Source organism: Neisseria sp. HMSC055H02 (genome assembly GCF_001813335.1).
In the GTDB taxonomy this organism is placed as follows: domain Bacteria; phylum Pseudomonadota; class Gammaproteobacteria; order Burkholderiales; family Neisseriaceae; genus Neisseria; species Neisseria sicca_C.
Genome location: NZ_KV812087.1, coordinates 158,473 through 177,895, shown reverse-complemented (window position 1 = coordinate 177,895; position 19,423 = coordinate 158,473). Strand labels below are relative to the sequence as shown.

The window sequence follows — 19,423 nt, the reverse complement described above, 5'->3', positions numbered from 1 at the left end:
AACTATTCTATATAGATAAAATGCGTCATTACGGAACCATCATCCGCTGGAACGACAATCGGAGGTTCGGAGCCATCCGTGAAGAAAACTTGGGTAAAGAAATATTCGCCCCGCTCTCCGCCTTCACCACGCTGCCGCACCCGCCCGCCGAAGGCCAGCGCGTATCGTTTGAAATTATCAAAGGCAGACGCGGACGCGACGAAGCGGAAAACATCTGCTTCGCTTCCGACTGCATCGGCGAAGCCGACTTTTTCGCCCCCGAGCCCGAGCCTTTTAAAGCAGCCTTTTCCAAACTCCTGTGGATCATCCCCGTCATTGCCCTCTTTGCCGCAGGCGGATGGTTCGGCTGGAACTATTGGCAGGAATACCGCCGTCAGACACAGGAAGCAACTGCGGCTGCACCGGTTACAATGGTGTCCGAAGTTGCCGAAAAGATGAAAGCCGAACGCAAGGCATGGAAAGACGCGGCAAGCGGGCGTACTGCTTTCAAACACGGTTCAACTGCCTCAACCGGCTCCGCTGCTATCACTGGCACTACCACTGCATTCAAATGCGACGGCCGTCAGCACTGTTCTCAAATGAATTCTTTGGAAGAGGCGGAATTTTTTATCAAAAACTGCCCAAATACCAAAATGGACGGTGATCATGACGGTATTCCGTGCGAAAACGACAGCCGTTGGCATTAATCGCCCACAATGCAAAAAGGTCGTCTGAAAATGTTTTTCAGACGACCTTTTCAAATCGGCTACAATATCGCGCAATACAAACCTACCCTACCACCATGTCCCAAAAAATCCTCATCATCACCCCGAGCTGGATCGGCGACTGCGTCATGACCCAGCCGCTTTACCGCCGCCTGCATGAACTCCATCCCGGCTGCACCATAGACGCATTCGCGCCCAAATGGTCGATGGCGGTGTTCGAGCGTATGCCCGAAATCAGCCGCGTCATTGAAAACCCGTTCGGACACGGCGCGTTGGATCTGAAAAAACGCTGGCGCATCGGGCGCGAACTGGGCAAACAAGGTTACGACCAAGTCATCGTCCTGCCCGGCTCGCTGAAATCCGCCCTCATCGCCTTCGCCACCGGCATCAAACAGCGCACCGGCTACGTCGGAGAATCGCGCTATCTGCTGCTCAACGACATCCGCAAGCTCGACAAAGCCGCCCTGCCCCTGATGGTTGACCGCTACACCGCCCTCGCCCACCCGACGCAGGCGGACTTCAACGGACATTCCGATAACCCGCGTTTCACCATTTCCCCAGAAAGCCGCGCCGCCGCCCTTGCCAAATATGGCTTAAACACGGACAAACCCGTTCTCGCCTTCTGTCCGGGTGCGGAATACGGTCCTGCCAAACGCTGGCCCGCGCGCCATTTCGCCGAACTCGGCCGCCGCTATCTGGCGCAAGGCTGGCAGGTTTGGCTGTTCGGCTCGCAAAAAGATTTCGACATCGCCGAAGAAATCAACCGACTTTCAGACGACCTCTGTACCAACCTCTGCGGCAAAACCAACCTTTCCGAAGCGATTGACCTGCTCTCCTGCGCCGACACCGTCGTCTGCAACGACAGCGGCCTGATGCACCTCGCCGCCGCCCTCGACCGCAAACTCGTCGCTGCCTACGGCTCGTCCAGCCCCCACCACACCCCACCCTTGAGCCAAAAAGCCAAAATCGTCAGCCTGCACCTCGAATGCTCGCCCTGCTTCAAACGCGAATGCCCGCTGGGACACACCGACTGTCTGAACAAACTCACGCCGGACATGGTTCAAAAAGCAGCGGAGGAATTGGCGGAAACGGAATCCTAATAAACATCAACCGACAATCCTGTAATCAGCAGTAAGACCATACGACAAAAGGTCGTCTGAAACCTGCCTTCCAAAACAGATTAAAATGGCAATACCCATGCCGTCATTCCCGCGCAGGCGGGAATCCAGACTTTGATTTTTAGGAATGTTTAAAGATTGATAAGGCTTGAAATCTCTGGATTCCCGCCTGCGCGGAAATGACAGCATAGAGGCTTCTTATTTTCCTTTACCCTATCTTTTCAGACAGAAGTAGCGTGGGCTTTGCCCACGAAATCCACCCATTCCCGATACGGTGTTTATCCACCATCGTTATTCCCGCCCCTGCCTATGCAGAAGTGGGAATAACTGCCCGATTTACTGCCGCCTGAAACCCACTTTCAAATTTTCAGACGACCTTTCCACCATTGACCCCGAAACTCCATACTGCCGTGAAACAAACCGAAAGTTAGCCGCCTCCACCCTGTTTTGTATTGAATTCCCGTTCAGACGACCTTATCATCAACCCATTCCCACTTGTCCCGCAGAAACACCATGCAAAACATCCAAGACTACGTCCGCCGCACCGCGTCCGCCGCCAAGCAGGCATCTTATATTGTTGCCGCCGCCGAGACCGCGCAGAAAAACGCCGCGCTCCTGCGCGCCGCCGAACTGATCAAACACCATCAAACCGCCATCCTTGCCGCCAACGCTCAAGATATGGAACAAGCCGCGCAGAAAGGTTTGAACGACGCACTGCTCGACCGCCTGCGGCTGACCGAAAAAACCATAGACGCCATGTGCGAAGGTTTGCGCCAGATTGCCGCCCTGCCCGACCCCGTCGGCGAAATGGACGAATTCCGCACCCGTGAAAACGGCCTGCAAATCGGCAAAATGCGCGTACCGTTGGGCGTTGTCGGCATCATTTACGAATCCCGCCCCAACGTAACCGTCGATGCCGCCGCCCTCTGCCTCAAGTCCGGCAACGCCTGCGTCCTGCGCGGCGGCAGCGAAGCCTTCAACAGCAATATGGCGCTTTCCAAACTGATTACGCAGGCGTTAGTTGAAAACGGGTTGCCCGCAGCGGCCGTCAGCCTGATTGAAAACACCGACCGCGAAAGCGTCGGCGCCATGCTGCAAAGTCCTGAATTTATCGACGTCGTCATCCCGCGCGGCGGCAAATCGCTGGTTTCCCGCATCGCCGCCGAAGCCCGCGTACCCGTCATCAAACACCTCGACGGCATCTGCCACGTCTATATCGACCGCGCCGCCGACGCCGAAAAAGCCGTCAACATCGCCTTTAACGCCAAAACCTCGCGCTACGGCACCTGCAACACCATGGAAACCCTGCTCGTCCACCAAAGCCACGCCGCCGAAATCCTGCCCGTACTGGCAGAGAAATACGCCGCCCGCAACGTCAAGCTGCGCGGCTGCCCGCGTACCCTGTCCATCCTGCCCCACATTCAGACGGCCTCCGAAGAAGACTGGGACACCGAATACCTCGCCCCCATCCTCTCCGTCAAAATCGTCGACAGCCTCGAAGAAGCCGTCGCCCACATCAACACCCACGGCAGCCACCACACCGACAGCATCGTCACCGAATCCTACACCGATGCCCGCACCTTCCTGCGTACGGTCGACAGCGCCAGCGTCATGGTCAATGCCTCCACCCGCTTCGCCGACGGCTTCGAGTACGGTCTCGGCGCGGAAATCGGCATTTCCACCGACAAAATCCACGTCCGCGGACCCGTCGGCCTGCACGGTCTGACTTCGCAGAAATGGATAGTGTTGGGCGACGGACAGGTACGGGAGTAATCCGTCCTTTCTTGAGTGATAAACGGTAAAAAGGTCGTCTGAAAAACAGTTTTCAGACGACCTTTTCTGTTTTACTTTCCCTATTATCGGCACACCAAATATTTCACCTGATTATTTCTAATTCTAAATTAACATACTAAATAATATATTAATTTAATATACTTTCTCTATTATTGCTTTCCCCGATACAATCGACATCATGCTATATAATAAAAAAATTATTAATTTCAATTAGATATAAATTATTATTCACTCTTGCCATCTATTTTTCCACAGGAGAACTATTATGGCTGAGACATTGCTTTCTTTAAAAAACAACCCATCCGTCCTTATTACCGGTACGGACCATAATGATACTTTATATGGCAGTTTGGGACATACCATATTCTACGGTGATTTAGGAAACGATACTTACTACAGTAAAAATGCGGGGATACCATTATCAAGCGTAAAAACGAAGGTTGTGATCCAATCTATAGACTTACCTGTAGAAACCAAGGAAACACCATGCCGCAAAACCCGACATTCCCCGCCCCGCGCGACTGGCTGCTGCTTATCGGCGGCAGCACCTACAAATTCACGCTGACCGGTTTTTATCTGGTCGCGCTGGTCGCTATTTTGAAAAACCACGGTTACAGCCTGAACCAACTGAGCTGGATACATTTAATCGGCGGTATCGAAGCGGCGAAGGTGTTGTTTGCCGCGCTGATGGAGCGGCGGCCGGCGGGGCGGTTCGGGCGGTTTCGCGGCTGGCTGCCGGCGGCGACGCTGGGGCTTTCGGCAGTGTTCGGGCTGATGGCCTGTACCGACATCACGCAGAACTTCCCGCTGCTTCTGGCCTGCTGCGTTTTGCTCTCGGCAATGTCGGCGGTGTACGGCTGCGCGATGCTGGGCTTGTCGTGCATCGTCCTGCCGCACCGCGAACGCGGTTTCGGCGGCGTGATTCAGACGATGGCGGCGCGCGGCGGCAAAATGATCGGCGGCGCACTGGTATTGTGGCTGTATCAGGAATACGGGCAGACGGCGGCGGCGGGCTTTATGCTGGCGTTCACCCTGCTGATGCTGCTGCAACTCTTGTGCTACCGTGAGCCGGAAAGCCCGACGGCGCAAGGCGGTTTGACGGCGTTGGCGGCGCGGCTGGTCTCCTTTTGGCGGCGGCCTGAAACGGGCTGGCGGTGGCTGGTTTTGCTGTTTGCCGTTGCCGCGCCGTATGCGTTTGCAGCGGCGACTTTTGTGCCCAAGCTGGCGGATTTGGGCTTCAACCCGAAGCAGACGGGCGGGATTCTGGCGGTGGGTATTCCTGTTGCCTGCCTGATTGTGACGCCGCTGTCGGGCTGGTTTTCGCGCAATTATCCGCGCCGCAAACTCGTGTTCCTGCTCTACGCGCTGCAACTGCCGCTTTTGGCGTCCATGACCGCCATCGACACGCTCTCACGCGTCCACCCTTGGCTGCCGCCCGCGCAAATCATCACCCTGAGCCTGAGCTACACGCTGCTGCTGCCGGTGATACTGGTGTTGGTGATGGACAAATCCGACCGCGCCACCGCCGCACTCGATAGCAGCCTGCAATTTTCCGTGGTTCTACTCGGCAGTTACGCGGCCGGTTTCGCCGCCCTACGGCTGGCAAAGGCAGTCGGCTATGCCGATGCGTATTGGGCGGCGGTGGGTCTGGCCGTATTGGCGGGCGGGCTGCTGTATGCGTGCCGAGGCTTGTTTGATTCAGACGAGCCGTCATGAGAGATCGTCTGAAAACCTTCCTTTCCGATTTCAGACGACCTTTTACCATGTATCCAAATGAAAAATGCCATGCCGCGATTTTGTTATTTTAATTCACTGTGATTTCCCACCGCGCTGGCTGAGGATAAGGCAACGCCGTATGGCTTAAAGCCTACCTGCCATATTCCCTGCCTTAATCTGCCAAACTGAAGAGGTCGTCTGAAAACTCTGCTTCGGTTTTTTAGACGACCTCTTCAATTCAAGATGCCTTGTTTTAAATTTCAAAACTGTCCGTTTGGTCAGCCTTGCGTATCATGCCTGCGGCGACAGTGTGGTTGGTGGCTTCGTCTATCAGGATGAACGCGCCGAGGGCATGGTTTTCTTCGTAGGGCGCGGCGGCAATCGGCTGCTGGGTTTTGAGGCTGACGCTGCCGATGTCGTTGAGTTTGAGCGTGTCGGCGGATTCGACGCGGCTGAGGGTGTTCACGTCCCAAACGTAGGAAATCGCGCTGATTTTGACGGGGGTGGTTTGGATGGTGTGTTTCAGCAGGTATTTGCGGCGCAGGTTGAGCGGGATGTCGTCGAACCAGCACAGCGCGGCTTGGAACTGCTGTTCGGGCGCGACGGGGCTGTCGGCGGCGGCGATGCTGTTGCCGCGCGAGATGTCGAGGTCGGTATCAAGCGTGACGGTCAGCACTTCGCCCGCTTCGGCGGATTCGGTTTTGCCGTTTGGATTGTAGATTTCGGCGATTTTGGCGGTATGTCCGCCAGGCAGGATTTTGACTTCGTCGCCGGTTTTCAGACGGCCTGCTTCCAGCCTGCCTTGATAGCCGCGGAAGTCGTCGCTGCTGCTGCCGTCTTGCCGTGCGACGCGCTGCACGGGGAAGTGGGCGGCTTGGTCGGCGGCGTTTTGGCGGTTGACGGGCAGGCTTTCGAGCAGGGGTAACAGCGGCAAACCTTGATACCACGGGGTTTGGCTGCTGGCGTTGACGATGTTGTCGCCTTTTAACGCGCTGATGGGCAGGAAGTGGATTTGGGCTTGGAGGCCGATTTGTTCCGCCAGCTTGCGGTAGGCTGCGGTAATGGCCTGATATTTGGTTTCGTCGAAGTCGAGCAGGTCGAGTTTGTTGACGGCGACGATGATGTTGGGGCAGCCCAAGAGTTTCAGAATCGCGCTGTGGCGTTTGGTCTGTGGCAGGAGGACGGGTTCGCTGCCGGAAAAATCGACGCGCGTTGCGTCTATCAAGACGATGGCGGCATCGGCGGTTGATGCGCCCGTTACCATGTTGCGGGTGTATTGTTCGTGTCCGGGCGTGTCGGCGATGATGAATTTGCGCTTGGGCGTGGCGAAATAGCGGTAGGCGACATCGATGGTGATGCCTTGTTCGCGCTCGGCGGCAAGGCCGTCGGTGAGGCTGGCGAAGTCGGGCGTTTCGCCGTTTTCGGCAGCGCGGTTGAGTTTGTCGAGCTGGTCGGTCAGCAGGGTTTTGCTGTCGTAGAGCAGGCGGCCGATGAGGGTGGATTTGCCGTCGTCGACGCTGCCGGCAGTGATGAAGCGCAAAAGCGGGGCGGTGGTTGCGGTCATGGTTCTTTCCTTAATTCTCGGATTGCACGTTACTTTAATGAGGTCGTCTGAAAATGGGAAAGAATGCTTGGTTTTAAAAAAAGATGATTTCGTTATATTCGTAAAAAAGCGGATTGGATTGAAAATACTGTAAGCCCCTATTCCGTACAGATAGGCATGAGCGCTGCCAAAATATTCCCTATCTGACAAAAAGGTCGTCTGAAAACCTGTACCGGTTTTTCAGACGACCTTTTGACTGTTAAGCAAGTTTGATTCGGAAAATTAGCGCTCGCTCAATGCCTGTTTCATACGGGTAATCGGTTTGATCAGGTATTGGAAGATGGTTTTTTCTCCGGTTTTAATGTCCACTGTGGCAACCATGCCCGGGATAATCGGCATGTCTTTACCGTTTTTGTCTTTCAGGGCGTTGTTCTCAGTTTGGACGATGACTCGGTAGTAAACTTGGTTGGGGTCGAGCTTCAGATCGTTGGCACGGCTTTGCATGGAGTTGCTGACGGTATCTGCGCCGACAAGGGTAACTTTGCCTTCCAATCCGCCGTAGATGGAGTAGTCATATGCGCTGACTTTGACCAGTGCGGGCTGTCCTGCGCGGACGAAGGCGATGTCTTGCGGACGGATATAGGCTTCGACAAGGAGTTTGTCGTCAACGGGGACGATTTGCATGATTTCTTCGCCCGGGTTGACTACGCCGCCGATGGTATTGATTTTGATGTTTTTGACGATGCCGCGCATGGGGGAGCGGATTTGGGAGCGGTCAACCGGGTCGGCGCGCATTGCCATGTTTTCTTTAGATTGCGCCAGCTCGGATTCGGATTGCACGAGTTCGTTGTTGGCATCTGTTCTGTAACGGTTGCGGCGTTCGGCAATTTGCAGGGTCAGATCGCTGGATTCGCGGCGCATTTTGAGGAGTTCGACTTCGGACATGACGCCTTGTGCCACCATAGGCGCAGTAATGGCGATTTCGCGATCAAGCGCCGCTTTGCTTTGTACCAGACTTTGTACGGCATCGGTCATGGCTTGGCGGCGGGCGTTATATGCGGCGGTTTCGCGGCGGCGGAGTTCGGGGCTGACGCTGTTGGGGAACGTGAGTTTGCCGCCGTAAGCTTCGGCTTTCAGGCGGGCGATAGTGGCCTCGAGGTTTTGGACTTTGGCCTCGCTCTCGCGCAATACGGCAAGGCTGCGCGTATCGTCGAGCTTCAGCAGGATTTGGTCTTTTTCGACCAAATCGCCTTCCTTAACCATCATTTGGGTAATGACGCCGGCGTCCAGACTTTGGATGACTTGTTCGCGGCTGCTGGGGATGACGTTGCCGTTGCCGCGGGTTACTTCTTCGACGGTGCTGTTGTATGCCCATACGACAAAGACGACGAGCAGCAGGAAAAACAGGATGATGACCCAAAATTGGCCGCTGTGTTTTTCTTTTTGCAAGGCTGCATTCAAATCGTTAATGAGATGCAGGTCTTTGGATTTAACGTTGTTTTCGCTCATAATGATGAATCTTCGGTATCTGTTTGTTGTTTTCAAAGAGGTCGTCTGAAACGTTTTCTGCTTGTGTTTTCAGACGACCTTTTCCCTTTTCGTCATGCTTGCGCCGCTTCGCCGGGACGTTGGTTTTCCTGCGCTTGTTGTGCTGCTTTGACTTTGTTTTGCTCGTTTTGCATTAGTTTTTGCAACACTAAATCGCGCGGGCCGTCCATAACGACTTTGCCGTTTTCCATTACGATGATGCGGTTAACGATTTGCAGCACTTGCGGACGGTGGGTGACCAAGAGCATGGTGCGGTTGCGTCCCCAGTGGGCAATCGCGTTCAATGCCATGCGTTCGGTACCTTGGTCGAGGCTGGTCGTCGGCTCGTCCAAAAGGACAACTTTGGGGTCGCGCAGTGTCATGCGTGCGAGGGCGATGATTTGTTTTTGACCGCCGGACAGACCCAAGCCGTCTTCACCCAAAGGCATATCCAAGCCTCTCGGGTGGTTGCGGATGATTTGGTCCAGACCGAAACGTTTGAGTGCGGTCAGCAGGTCTTGGTCGGTCGAATAGCTGTCGGTACGCGCCAAGTCCATGTTTTCACGCAATGTACCCAAGAAAAGGCGTGGAGATTGGCTGAACAGGAGGACTTGGTTACGCAGGAAATTCGGATCAAGTTGGCGCATATCGACGCCGTCGAGGGTTACGTTGCCTTTTTCGGTGTCGTACAGACCGCTCGCCAGCTTCAGCATGGTACTTTTACCGCTGCCGATACGTCCGAGAATACCGACTTTTTCACCGGGTCGGATGTTGATGCGTAACTCGTCAACTGCGTTGTTGCTTTCGTTTTTGTATTTGAACGTTACGTTTTCAAAAGCGATATTGCCTTGAACGTTGTCCAAAGTAATGTATTTGCGTTCGGGGCTGCGTTCGATCGGACGGGAAACAATGTCGTTCACGCCTCTTAACGCCAGCTTCGCTTGTTGGAAGCGGGTAGCAAGGCCGGCAACTTGAGCCAACGGCGCCAACGCGCGGCCGGACAGAATAACGGAGGCAATCAGCGCACCCATGGTAATCCGTTCCGCATGGTTGTCGGCATGAATCAGATAGGTACCGACAACGACCAAAAAGACAGTATTGAGCTGCTGCATGGCAACAGCGAAGTTGACCATGAAGTTGCTGGTATCTTTTACTTTGATGGATGAAGCGGAGGTTTTAGCGGTGTATTCGTCCCAGCGTTGTTGCGCCCATGAAGTCGCATTGTTGGTTTTCAGGGTTTCGATGCCTTCAATGGCTTCTACGGCAAGGCCTGAACGTTGCGAGCTTTCTTTCATGGATTCGTTAATGTGGCGCGACAAGGGGCGTTGGACGATAAAGCCGACAATGACGACAATCGGAATAATCGCCAAAGGAACCAATGCCAGTTTGCCGCCGACTATCGAAATAACAAAAATAAACAGCAACAGGAACGGCAAGTCCACCAAAGTCAACAGGCTCGCACTGGTCATGAATTCGCGTACGGATTCAAATTCGCGCAGGTTGTTGGCGTATGAACCGGACGAAGCGGGACGGTCGGCAAGGCGCAATGCCATCACGCGACGGAACAAGGCGGAGCTGATAATCAGGTCGGCTTTTTTACCGGCGATGTCGGTCAAATGGCCGCGTATCATCTTGGCGGCAAATTCGAACAAAATGGCGAGGACAACGCCGATACTCAAAACCCACAGGGTTTCATAGGCTTGGTTGGGAATGACGCGGTCGTACACGTTCATGACATACAACGAGCTGACCAAGGCGAGGAAGTTGATAATGACGGTCGCCAAAATCACTTGATAGTAATAGCTGCGGAAACGCCAAATGACTTTCCAAAACCATGCTTTGGGAAGGTGGTATTCAGGCAGTTCGGAACGCGTGTCCGCCGCCATTTTGGGCTTGATAAACCAGCAGTAACCCAGATACAGACCGGAAAGCTGGTCATGATCAAGCTGCTGCTCCAAGCCATCTACCTGACGGATATGATATTTCCTGTTCCGACCCGAACCTTCGATATTGGTAATGACGGCAGCCTCTTCGTTGTGAAGAATGATCATCACAGGAACGGCAAGCGATGGAATGTCTTCCAGATTGCGCTTGGACAATGTGTTTTCGAAGCCGTGGCTGCGCAAGACTTCGACGAGGGAATGATAGTTGACATTGAGTTTTTTATCCCGCACCACCTCTGCCGTCAGCGCGGCTTCTGACACAGGCGCCCCTAAGAGACGGGTAACCAACACAATATGTTCAATGATTGCTTTCATGATAATTCGCGTAATGAGTAATGATGTTAAGATTTTATGTTATTGCTTCAAGCCTGCCCAATTCGCCATTTGCGCCTGCGCAGCCAGATAATCCAACGCGGCATCGCGGAAGTCGTTGCGCGCCGAAATGTTTTCCTGCTCGATGCTGGACAATTCGTTGTATGCGCCCAAAACGTCGGTCAGCGTGCGGCGGGCAATTTTGAATTGCAGCTCGTAAGTTTTAACCACATCTTTTTGAGCGGCAATATGTTGTGCGGCAATATCGGCACGGCGTTCGCTCTCGCGCATGTCGATTTCGGCGGTTTGGGTTTTCTCGGTGATGTCGCGCATAATCTGCTCGGATTTCGATTCGGCGGCAATCAGGGCATCGGCATTTTTCTGCACATTATGGCGCGCGGCAACGTCCAAGACATTCCATGCCACATTTAAATAAAGCTGTCTGTTGTCGCGGTTCGCATTACCTTCCAGATTCACGGCGGGCAGGCGCTCTGCTTTGGAAACGTCCAAATCTGCCTTCACGCTGTCGCGTTCTGCCACCTGCGCCCGATAGGAAGGATTGGTATTGTTATCAGCTGCTTTGAAACGGCGGACCAATGATTCCGCGCTGTCGTTGGCAAACGGATCTTCCAAATCCTCTGCCGTCAACTGCCGTCCGGTGTAGCGGGACAAACGGCTCAACGCCAATTCCATCGTGCGTTGTTGTTGCGCGATGGATGATTCGACCTGCAACAGGCGCGCACGCGCTTCAATGAGTTCGGAACGGCGGCCGCTGTCGTATTTCACGATAATGTTCAAATCCTTCAGAAGATTATTGTGTCGGACCAAGCTCTGACGGTTGATGCGCAGGATTTCTTTCGCGCGCAATGCGGTCAAATAGAGTTTGCCGATGTCGCTGCCCAGACGTTCCTGATTTTCGAAATAACGATGATGGTAGTATTGCTCTCTGTTTTTATCGCGCCGTACCGCCGCATTGATGGCGCCCCATGAATATACATTCAAAGTTCCGCGTATGCCGACACCGTCATTCATATCGTTGCTGGAATATTTGTTTTTCTGCGCCAAAACTTTGGTACCTGTCAGCGTCAACACGGGATAATGGCGCGCACGGGTCGCCTTCGTCGTACTTTTGACCGAATCTTCGGTTGCTTTCGCTTCCTTCACAATCGGGTCAGACACCATGGCATCCCTTAAAATAGCCTGCAAAGGATACGCCTGAGCCGTTGCAGCGCATACTGCCGCGCACACCGCGGCAGCAATTTGCCCGGTGCGGAAAACGGATGTCTTGGGACGATTCAAAAAAGTTTTTTTCTTCATATTATTCACAACAATACGGTTCGTCATTTATCAGATTGGCATAGGGGTGGCCTGTTGCAAATCAATTCTTTAAGCATATTATCATTAATCGGAATCCCTGTTTTCAGATTGCGATAAAAGGTAGTTATCTGCTCCTGAAAGTAACATGGATGATATTCCTACTATTGCTAAATCACGACACCGTATTAAAAACGAGCAAAAGGTCGTCTGAAAACGACCTCCTGTTTACAGATGTCCGCTAATGATTTGCAACATTTGCGCCAGCACTTTCGGATTGGCTGCCACAATATCGCCGCTTTCCAGCCAGCCTTCGTTGCCGGACATATCGGTAACGATACCGCCCGCCTCCTGCACAATCAGCGCGCCTGCGGCAATATCCCAAGGCTTGAGGTTAAACTCGAAGAAACCGTCCAAACGGCCGGCCGCCACGGCACACAAATCCAATGAAGCCGCGCCTTCTCTGCGACCTCCGGCAGTTTTTGCCAAAAAGTCTTTCAAAATAGCCAGATACTTGTCCATCATGCTTTGATCGACAACAGGGAAGCCAGTACCGATCAAGCAGCGGTTCAATTCAATGCGTGAAGAAACGCGGATACGACGGTCGTTGAGCAACGCGCCTTTGCCGCGCGAAGCCATGTAAACGTCGTTGCGCTCAGGTGCGTACACCAAAGCCTCCTGCAATACACCTTTGTGCAGCAGCGCCATAGAAATCGCGTATTGGGGATGGCCGTGTAAGAAGTTGGTCGTGCCGTCGAGCGGATCGATAATCCATTCGTATTCCGCAGAGGCTTTGCCGTGAGAACCGCCTTCTTCGCAAGTGATTTTGTGATGCGGATAGGCTTCTTTAAGCGCTTCCACCAAAATCATCTCGGAATTGCGGTCAACGTCGGAAACGAAATCGTTGAATGCCTTGCTGTCAACTTTGACGGCATCCAGATTGCCGCTTGCGCGGATCATCATCTGCCCGGCTTTACGGGCGGCTTTGAAAGCGGTATTTAAAAACGGATTCATGGGTTTTCTTTCTAAATCAGGTAAAATACCGTCCGGCGCATCTGCACCGGACGCAACGTTTGTACGTTTCCGACGTTGTTAAAGAACATTTCAGACGACCTCTCAAGCCCAAAGGCGAAAGGTCGTCTGAAAACAAAAAGATGGCGCATTATACCCGATTCCCGAACAAACCGAAAACAAAACATGACTTCAGCCAAGCCCGAATTGCCCGACTATCTCGGCAACATCCGCATCATCCTCACCCGCACCAGCCATCCCGCCAATATCGGCTCCGCCGCCCGCGCCATGAAAACCATGGGGCTGCACAAACTCACCATCGTCGCCCCGAATTTGATGTCCACGCCGATGACTGGGCAGCCGCCCGTTTTCAATCCCGAAAGCCCGCAAGATTTCCAACTGCCGGAGGAAAGTTTCATCCTCGCTTCCGGCGCGGCAGACGTATTGCACAACGTCGTGATTGCCGCCACACTCGACGAAGCCCTCGCCGACACCACGCTCGCCTGCGCCCTTACCAGCCGCCGCCGCGAAATCACCGCACCGCTGCAAACCCCGCGCGAACTGGTTCCCGAATTATTGCAGGCGGCGCGGCGCGGCGAACAAGTTGCCCTCGTCTTCGGCAACGAAACCTTCGGCTTGAGCATCGAAGAAGTGCAGGCATGCAACCGTCTGATGACCATCAACGGCAACCCCGACTATTTCTCGCTCAACCTCGCCCAAGCCGTTCAGGTCGTGTGTTACGAAATCTTCAGCCAGACCGATATGCCCATGACCCACCTGCAACAAGAAGACCACGCCGCCACACACGAACAAATCAAAGGCATGGTCGCCCACATGGAAAGCGTCATGGACGACATCGGCTTCTTCAACCGCCGCAACAGCGAACGCCTGATGCGCCGTATGCAAAGCCTGTTCGGCCGCGCCAACACGCAAACCGAAGACATCGACATCCTGCGCGGCTTTTTCAATACCGTCAGCCATCGCTTGAAGAAGAAAGACTGAAAAAGGTCGTCTGAAAACCTTCAATCAAGTTTTCAGACGATCTCAGCCAAACTATCAACCAGATACAGCCATGAACTACGCCCTAGATGCCCTATGGTGGAAACTCACCACCCCGACCGTCCGCGACCTCGCCACCCTGCTGACCGCCCCGCCGCTTTGGCAAAGCGGTTGCGAATTGAGCGTCCGCGAGCTATTGAGCGAACGCGGCTTCCGCTATCTTTTGGATTTGGACGACAATCCCACCCCCTTAGACGACTATCTCGCCGAACACGCCCCCTTCGGCAACCGCCTCGGCATCTACGCCGAGCGCCTGCTCGCATTTTGGTTCGCCCACGCGCCGCATACCGAGCTGCACGCCTATAACCTGCCCGTGTTTTCAGACGACCTCACGCAAGGCGCCGCCGATTTCATCGCCTCCATCAACGGCAAACCCTATCATATCGAACTGACCTGCAAATATTACGGCAGCGACAGCGGCAAATCCGCAGACCTGTGCGGACTCAATTCCAAAGACACCCTCGCCGCCAAAGCCGCCAAACTGCCCCGCCAACTCGCCCTGCTTCAATCCCCCGAAGGCAGCGAAACCCTGCGGCAAAACCGCCTCCCCGACGCGCCACAACCCGCCTCAATCATACGCGGCATCGGCTTTTTCCCCGTCGGCGCAGATTCCGCCGAAGCCCCGTTAAACCCATACTGCTGGCGCGGCGTCTTTATCCGAGACTGGCCGGCATATCCGACCACAGAGGACGCACACTACCACCTCATCGACCGCATGGCATACCTTGCCCCCGCCCGTGTCGCCGAGGCGCAAACCCTGTCCGACCGAGACGTCCGCCAAATCGAAAGCGGCTTAATCGCCAAACTCGAATTGCGCCCCGACGGCTTTTGGCATGAAATCGAACGCATCATGAAAGTTGCTTGAATCCAAAGCATCCACGCCTACAAACCATATAGCAAACATGCTTAACTTTAAATACAGAATGTCATGGAATTCCGTCATTCCCGGTAAGTTGCGTATCGAAAATAAAGTCATTTAGCTATAGCTATATTTTCCAAATTGCCGATACAAAAAGGTCGTCTGAAACCTTTTATCTAAAATAAAGGTTTCAGACGACCTTATCCGTCAGGCTGAGGATTGTCCCGCCCTACTCTTTCTTACCGGCCAAACCGATTTCCTGAGTTTTACCCCCGTCGTTGATTTTAGCCTTACCGGCAATTTCTTCGGCTTTACTGCCGAAAAGCTTCAGCTCGTAACTGCCTTTTTCCACACCGTCCTTCATAGTCTTGCCGCTCAAGCCTGAGCCGTTGCCCATGGCTTGGATGTCGGTTTTCGCCAATTCGACGTTATAGCCGCTATGCATTCCGCTGATGCTGCCGCTGCCTTGTTTCTTCTCAAAATCAACCGTGTAAGACAAACGCCCGCTACGGTCGTCGCCGTTGAACGCGATACCTTTGTAGTTTATTTGTCCCAATTTAGGCAGATTACCGAAAGCAATGTCCTGCCCCTGAATTTCGTTAACATGAAAATCGAATGCCTCGGAACGCGCTCCATCTGACGGATTGGTTTTCTGCTTTGCCAAAGTGGCGGCAACGATAGAATGGCTTTGTTTATACACCAAGAAATCACCGCGTTCCAATTCGATAAGTTGTCCGTTTACATTGATTTTTTTCACATAGTCAAAATCGGAAACACGGTCGTTTTTCAGATAACCCGTATCCAAAACCCCGCCTTTTTTCAGGGTTTGGGTTTTACTGCCCCTGTCGGTCAACTCCAGTACGCCGCCGTCGGGAACAGATTCGGAAACAGTCAGTTGCTTCCAATCTTTTACATTAGGATCAAACGGCTTGGTCAGTCCGTCCGCCAAACTGCTGCCTGCGCTGCTGCAAGCGGACAAAATGCAGGTGGCAGCCAAAACCGCCAATAAAGATTTCGCTTTCATTCGTTTCCTTTCATTATCATGATTCATGACTATTGTGTCTCCGTATTTCGGTGGCAATGTCTGCAAACAAAATCCGTCCGAATTTTCGGATACACTCCGTAAGTTATAATATAACGGTTTTATGATGATATTCATGACTTAAATCAAAATAAATATACTGCATTATATCAATCCTCTTCCCTGCTTTTCTTGCCATTGCTTCCGCCCTGACCGGCAAACGGCTTATGTGCTTATTTTTCCACTACAATCCGCTACAAAGCAAACAGATCGTCTGAAATTTGACGCCACCCTGCCTTGGTGCTATTAATAATTCCTATTCACAAACAAACAGGAACAAACATGAAAAAAGTTGGTAATAAAGTAGTGGTTGTGGGCTTGGGCGCGGTCGGTGTCAGCTACGCCTATTCCATGCTCAACCAAGCCTTGTGCGACGACATGGTTTTAATCGACATCAACCGCACGCGCGCGGAAGGCGAAGCGCGCGACTTCCGCCACGGAATGCCTTATGCCGCCTCGCCCGCGCGTATTTACGTCGGCGATTACGATGATTGCTCGGATGCAGATATCGTGTGTATTTGTGCGGGCGCGGCGCAGGCTCCCGGCGAAACACGTTTGGACTTAATCGACAAAAACCTGCGCATCTTCCGCGACATCGTTTCGAAAGTCATGGCTTCGGGCTTTGACGGCATTTTCTTGGTCGCCTCCAATCCTGTGGACGTACTGTCTTATGCCGTCCTGCGCTTTTCAGGCCTGCCCAAAGAGCGCGTTATCGGCTCGGGCACTATCCTTGACTCCGCCCGTTTCCGCGTTTGTCTGGGCAACGAATTCGACGTCGCGCCTTGGAGCGTCGATGCCATGATGATCGGCGAACACGGCGACAGCATCATTGCGCTTTGGAGCACCGCCAACATCGCGGGTATGTCAGTTCAGAAGATGTTGGAACAATCAGAAGACGGGCAGGCGCGTATGGACAAAATCTATACCACCGTGCGCAATGCCGCCTACGAAGTCATTGCCGCCAAAGGTTCGACCAGCCACGGCATCGGCATGGGCTTGAGCCGCATCTCCAACGCCATCCTGCACAATCAAGGCGTCGTGCTGCCCGTCTCCACCCTGCTTGAAGGCGAGTTCGGACAAAACGGCGTGTATATCGGCGTACCGACCGTCGTCAACCGCCAAGGCGCGGTCCGCATCATCGACCTGCAACTTTCAGACGATGAAGCCGAACGCTTTGCCCGCTCGGCGGAGCTGTTGAAAAGCTATCAACGCAAAGTCGATGAAATGGTCGGGTAAAGAGAATCGCCTCTAAGTAAAACGTCGCCTGAAAACCAAATTTCCGGTTTTCAGACGAAGTTTTCTGTTTACAAACCTAAGCTCTATTTTTCTGCTTTCAACACCCGTTGACGGCGCGTTTCGCTCAACACCATGCCTGCGCTGACGGAGACGTTCATGCTTTCGACCGTGCCGAACATGGGTATCGACACCAGCATGTCGCAATGTTCTCGCGTCAGGCGGCGCATGCCTTCGCCTTCGTTGCCCATCACCCATGCCGCGCTGTCGGGCAGGTCGCAATGGTAGAGGTCGGAATCGCCGCCCATGTCGGTGCCGATGATCCAGATGCCGTATTCTTTCAGCTCGCGCAGGGTGCGGGCGAGGTTGGTTACGGTGATGTAGGGGACGGTTTCCGCCGCGCCGCAGGCGACTTTGCTGACGGTGGCGTTCAGTCCCGCGCTTTTGTCTTTCGGCGCGATGACGGCGTGTACGCCCATTGCGTCGGCGGTACGCAGGCACGCGCCAAGGTTGTGCGGGTCGGTGATGCCGTCGAGTATCAGCAAGAGCGGCGGTTCGCTCAGGTTTTCCAATACGTCTTCGAGGTGGACGTGGTTTTTGGAAGCGTCGATAAACCCGACCACACCTTGATGCCGTGCGCCTTTGCTGATGGCGTTGAGGCGGTCGGCGTCGGCGAAGTGTACGCGCACGTTTTCGTTTGCCGCTTTTTCCAACACATCGCGCGTGCGGGCATCGTTTTTGCCTTCTTGAACGTAGAGTTCGGTAATCGATTTCGGGTTTTGCCACAGGCGGGCGTTGACGGCGTGGAAGCCGTAGATGAGTCTTTGGTTTGCCATGATTTTGCTTTATAAAAAATTTCAGACGACATTATAACAAGATAAGGTCGTCTGAAAGCAGATAACCGGTTTCGCTAAAACGCAGCCGCCTAGCGCATTAAATACCCCAACAGCCCAGAACTGCCGACGCCGATCAACACGGTAACCAACATGGAAAACCTGCTTGCGGCAAGCACGGTCAGCGCAATGGCAATCAACTCGTGCGGCTTGTTGGACACGAAATAAGGCGCGATGACGGAAATCAACACGCAACCCGGCGCGGCTTCCATCACAATTTGTGCACGGCGGCTTAAAGTGCGATTGCGCAAGGCGAAAAAACCGATAAGGCGGGTGGAATACGTTACCGCCAGCATACTGGCAAACAGCAGGAACGACTGCCAAGAGAGCAAATCCTTCATTCCTTCTCTCCCCAAAGATAGGCGGCAAGCAGGCCGGAAATCGCGCCCATCGGCACATACCAATGCCCGTCCACCGACAAATAAGTCCCGCCCGCCACAATCAGGCTGACAAACCAAGGGCGTGCCGCCTTAAAGCTTTTCCACATACCCCGCAGCAGCACCAGAAACACGGCAGGAAACGCCATGCCGAAACCCCATGCCGCAACATCGCCGAACATCGGCCCGACCGCCGCGCCAAACGCCGCAAAGCCGATCCAAGTGGTATACAGGATAAAGCACACGCCCGCGTAATAAGGAATATTGAACGCCGGCAGCCCCATCGCCTTGCGCTTTTGGATTTCCGCAAACGCCAGCGCCCAACTTTCGTCGCACATAAAAAACAGCGCAGGCATGGCTTTTTTCAGCGGCATATCCCGCATATAAGGCGCGATTGCCGCCCCCATCAGAATATGGCGCGAATTAATCATGAAAGTAACGGTAGCGATGATCAGTATCGGTAGCGGGTTTGTCCAAAGGTTGACCGCTGCAAATTCCGAGCCGCCGGCAAAGTTCATGCCCGTCATCAGCAGCATTTCCAGCCAACTCATCCCTTTCTGCCCGCCTTGTACGCCGAGTATCAGCGCCCACGGCAAAAGCCCGATAAGCATGGGCGAACATTCTTTGATGCCGCGTAAAAATTCGGATTGCGGGGAATTTGGGTGTGTCATTTTGTTGAGAAATTTAAATAGAGTGTGAAGATGAAAAATTAGGGAAGATATTATACACAGTCGGACAAACTTAAAAAGGTCGTCTGAAACGGGCTTCGATAAAGCAAAAATCATCGCCGCAAGACTTTAACACTTTTTAATCCTTGACAGGCATTTCACTATGAAAATATGCTAAATTTTTGATTAAAAACATCATTATTCATTAAGATAAACATTACGTTCAGCTTCGCACAGCTACCGTCCGGTCAAGATGTTTCACACAAACAAC

17 protein-coding genes are annotated in these 19,423 nt (G+C 53.5%); 7 read left to right on the top strand and 10 right to left on the bottom strand.

All coding sequences use genetic code 11. The features are described from left to right. The first annotated feature begins 20 nt into the window (after positions 1-20). A complete protein-coding gene (locus tag HMPREF2907_RS05050) occupies positions 21-686 on the top strand; it encodes an excalibur calcium-binding domain-containing protein (protein WP_070680700.1) in 666 nt (221 codons plus the stop codon). A gap of 95 nt (positions 687-781) precedes the next feature. Beyond that, the gene (gene waaF / locus HMPREF2907_RS05045) at positions 782-1,804 is read left to right on the top strand and encodes a lipopolysaccharide heptosyltransferase II (protein ID WP_070680697.1); all 1,023 of its coding nucleotides are present in this window, start codon (positions 782-784) and stop codon (positions 1,802-1,804) included. 6 nt (positions 1,805-1,810) lie between these two features. On the opposite strand, the gene HMPREF2907_RS12500 is transcribed toward waaF, so the two are convergent. After that, on the bottom strand, positions 1,811-2,011 hold the full coding sequence (locus tag HMPREF2907_RS12500) for a hypothetical protein (protein WP_141754409.1): 201 nt from the start codon (positions 2,009-2,011) through the stop codon (positions 1,811-1,813). A gap of 324 nt (positions 2,012-2,335) precedes the next feature. Here HMPREF2907_RS12500 and HMPREF2907_RS05040 point away from each other — a divergent pair, with 324 nt between their 5' ends. Continuing rightward, positions 2,336-3,595, top strand: a complete 1,260-nt coding sequence (locus HMPREF2907_RS05040) for a glutamate-5-semialdehyde dehydrogenase (protein ID WP_070680695.1) — start codon at positions 2,336-2,338, stop codon at positions 3,593-3,595. Between the two features lie 507 nt (positions 3,596-4,102). Beyond that, on the top strand, positions 4,103-5,332 hold the full coding sequence (locus tag HMPREF2907_RS05035; RefSeq protein WP_070680692.1) for an MFS transporter: 1,230 nt from the start codon (positions 4,103-4,105) through the stop codon (positions 5,330-5,332). A gap of 253 nt (positions 5,333-5,585) precedes the next feature. On the opposite strand, the gene HMPREF2907_RS05030 is transcribed toward HMPREF2907_RS05035, so the two are convergent. The 5 genes from HMPREF2907_RS05030 to HMPREF2907_RS05010 form a co-directional block, all read right to left on the bottom strand. Then, positions 5,586-6,896, bottom strand: a complete 1,311-nt coding sequence (locus HMPREF2907_RS05030; RefSeq protein ID WP_070680688.1) for a sulfate adenylyltransferase subunit 1 — start codon at positions 6,894-6,896, stop codon at positions 5,586-5,588. A gap of 261 nt (positions 6,897-7,157) precedes the next feature. Continuing rightward, positions 7,158-8,384 (bottom strand): HlyD family type I secretion periplasmic adaptor subunit, encoded by a 1,227-nt coding sequence (locus HMPREF2907_RS05025; RefSeq protein ID WP_003756845.1) that lies wholly within the window; start codon positions 8,382-8,384, stop codon positions 7,158-7,160. Positions 8,385-8,476: 92 nt separating this feature from the next. Beyond that, the gene (locus HMPREF2907_RS05020; RefSeq protein WP_003767962.1) at positions 8,477-10,660 is read right to left on the bottom strand and encodes a type I secretion system permease/ATPase; all 2,184 of its coding nucleotides are present in this window, start codon (positions 10,658-10,660) and stop codon (positions 8,477-8,479) included. 39 nt (positions 10,661-10,699) lie between these two features. After that, entirely contained in the window at positions 10,700-12,001 is a 1,302-nt protein-coding gene (locus tag HMPREF2907_RS05015) for a TolC family protein (RefSeq protein WP_070680684.1), read from the bottom strand. Positions 12,002-12,199: 198 nt separating this feature from the next. After that, positions 12,200-12,985: an inositol monophosphatase family protein gene (locus tag HMPREF2907_RS05010; protein ID WP_070680681.1), complete on the bottom strand. Its 786-nt coding sequence runs from the start codon at positions 12,983-12,985 to the stop codon at positions 12,200-12,202. A 183-nt stretch (positions 12,986-13,168) separates the two neighbouring features. On the opposite strand from HMPREF2907_RS05010, the gene HMPREF2907_RS05005 reads away from it, so the two are divergent. Then, positions 13,169-13,984: an RNA methyltransferase gene (locus HMPREF2907_RS05005; RefSeq protein ID WP_070680676.1), complete on the top strand. Its 816-nt coding sequence runs from the start codon at positions 13,169-13,171 to the stop codon at positions 13,982-13,984. Between the two features lie 70 nt (positions 13,985-14,054). After that, positions 14,055-14,906 (top strand): DUF1853 family protein, encoded by an 852-nt coding sequence (locus HMPREF2907_RS05000; protein ID WP_070680672.1) that lies wholly within the window; start codon positions 14,055-14,057, stop codon positions 14,904-14,906. A 223-nt stretch (positions 14,907-15,129) separates the two neighbouring features. On the opposite strand, the gene HMPREF2907_RS04995 is transcribed toward HMPREF2907_RS05000, so the two are convergent. After that, positions 15,130-15,924, bottom strand: a complete 795-nt coding sequence (locus tag HMPREF2907_RS04995) for a factor H-binding protein (RefSeq protein WP_070680669.1) — start codon at positions 15,922-15,924, stop codon at positions 15,130-15,132. Between the two features lie 339 nt (positions 15,925-16,263). On the opposite strand from HMPREF2907_RS04995, the gene HMPREF2907_RS04990 reads away from it, so the two are divergent. Next, positions 16,264-17,217 (top strand): L-lactate dehydrogenase, encoded by a 954-nt coding sequence (locus HMPREF2907_RS04990; RefSeq protein ID WP_003740659.1) that lies wholly within the window; start codon positions 16,264-16,266, stop codon positions 17,215-17,217. A gap of 83 nt (positions 17,218-17,300) precedes the next feature. Here the strand turns inward: HMPREF2907_RS04990 and rlmB are convergent, their stop codons facing one another. The 3 genes from rlmB to HMPREF2907_RS04975 all read right to left on the bottom strand — a co-directional run bounded on the left by rlmB (position 17,301) and on the right by HMPREF2907_RS04975 (position 19,155). After that, a complete protein-coding gene (gene rlmB, locus HMPREF2907_RS04985) occupies positions 17,301-18,050 on the bottom strand; it encodes a 23S rRNA (guanosine(2251)-2'-O)-methyltransferase RlmB (protein WP_003757497.1) in 750 nt (249 codons plus the stop codon). Positions 18,051-18,139: 89 nt separating this feature from the next. Then, positions 18,140-18,448, bottom strand: coding sequence for an AzlD family protein (locus HMPREF2907_RS04980; protein WP_003757495.1), 309 nt, complete (start codon positions 18,446-18,448; stop codon positions 18,140-18,142). Then, positions 18,445-19,155, bottom strand: a complete 711-nt coding sequence (locus HMPREF2907_RS04975; protein WP_070680666.1) for an AzlC family ABC transporter permease — start codon at positions 19,153-19,155, stop codon at positions 18,445-18,447. Before HMPREF2907_RS04975 ends, HMPREF2907_RS04980 begins: the two co-directional genes overlap by 4 nt. Positions 19,156-19,423 lie beyond the last annotated feature (268 nt).

Bases quoted from the DNA above. Each gene is read 5' to 3' on its own strand.
- HMPREF2907_RS05050 (WP_070680700.1), top strand. From the start codon at position 21: ATGCGTCATTACGGAACCATCATCCGCTGGAACGACAATCGGAGGTTC.
- waaF (WP_070680697.1), top strand. From the start codon at position 782: ATGTCCCAAAAAATCCTCATCATCACCCCGAGCTGGATCGGCGACTGC.
- HMPREF2907_RS12500 (WP_141754409.1), bottom strand. From the start codon at position 2,011: ATGCTGTCATTTCCGCGCAGGCGGGAATCCAGAGATTTCAAGCCTTAT.
- HMPREF2907_RS05040 (WP_070680695.1), top strand. From the start codon at position 2,336: ATGCAAAACATCCAAGACTACGTCCGCCGCACCGCGTCCGCCGCCAAG.
- HMPREF2907_RS05035 (WP_070680692.1), top strand. From the start codon at position 4,103: ATGCCGCAAAACCCGACATTCCCCGCCCCGCGCGACTGGCTGCTGCTT.
- HMPREF2907_RS05030 (WP_070680688.1), bottom strand. From the start codon at position 6,896: ATGACCGCAACCACCGCCCCGCTTTTGCGCTTCATCACTGCCGGCAGC.
- HMPREF2907_RS05025 (WP_003756845.1), bottom strand. From the start codon at position 8,384: ATGAGCGAAAACAACGTTAAATCCAAAGACCTGCATCTCATTAACGAT.
- HMPREF2907_RS05020 (WP_003767962.1), bottom strand. From the start codon at position 10,660: ATGAAAGCAATCATTGAACATATTGTGTTGGTTACCCGTCTCTTAGGG.
- HMPREF2907_RS05015 (WP_070680684.1), bottom strand. From the start codon at position 12,001: ATGACGAACCGTATTGTTGTGAATAATATGAAGAAAAAAACTTTTTTG.
- HMPREF2907_RS05010 (WP_070680681.1), bottom strand. From the start codon at position 12,985: ATGAATCCGTTTTTAAATACCGCTTTCAAAGCCGCCCGTAAAGCCGGG.
- HMPREF2907_RS05005 (WP_070680676.1), top strand. From the start codon at position 13,169: ATGACTTCAGCCAAGCCCGAATTGCCCGACTATCTCGGCAACATCCGC.
- HMPREF2907_RS05000 (WP_070680672.1), top strand. From the start codon at position 14,055: ATGAACTACGCCCTAGATGCCCTATGGTGGAAACTCACCACCCCGACC.
- HMPREF2907_RS04995 (WP_070680669.1), bottom strand. From the start codon at position 15,924: ATGAAAGCGAAATCTTTATTGGCGGTTTTGGCTGCCACCTGCATTTTG.
- HMPREF2907_RS04990 (WP_003740659.1), top strand. From the start codon at position 16,264: ATGAAAAAAGTTGGTAATAAAGTAGTGGTTGTGGGCTTGGGCGCGGTC.
- rlmB (WP_003757497.1), bottom strand. From the start codon at position 18,050: ATGGCAAACCAAAGACTCATCTACGGCTTCCACGCCGTCAACGCCCGC.
- HMPREF2907_RS04980 (WP_003757495.1), bottom strand. From the start codon at position 18,448: ATGAAGGATTTGCTCTCTTGGCAGTCGTTCCTGCTGTTTGCCAGTATG.
- HMPREF2907_RS04975 (WP_070680666.1), bottom strand. From the start codon at position 19,155: ATGACACACCCAAATTCCCCGCAATCCGAATTTTTACGCGGCATCAAA.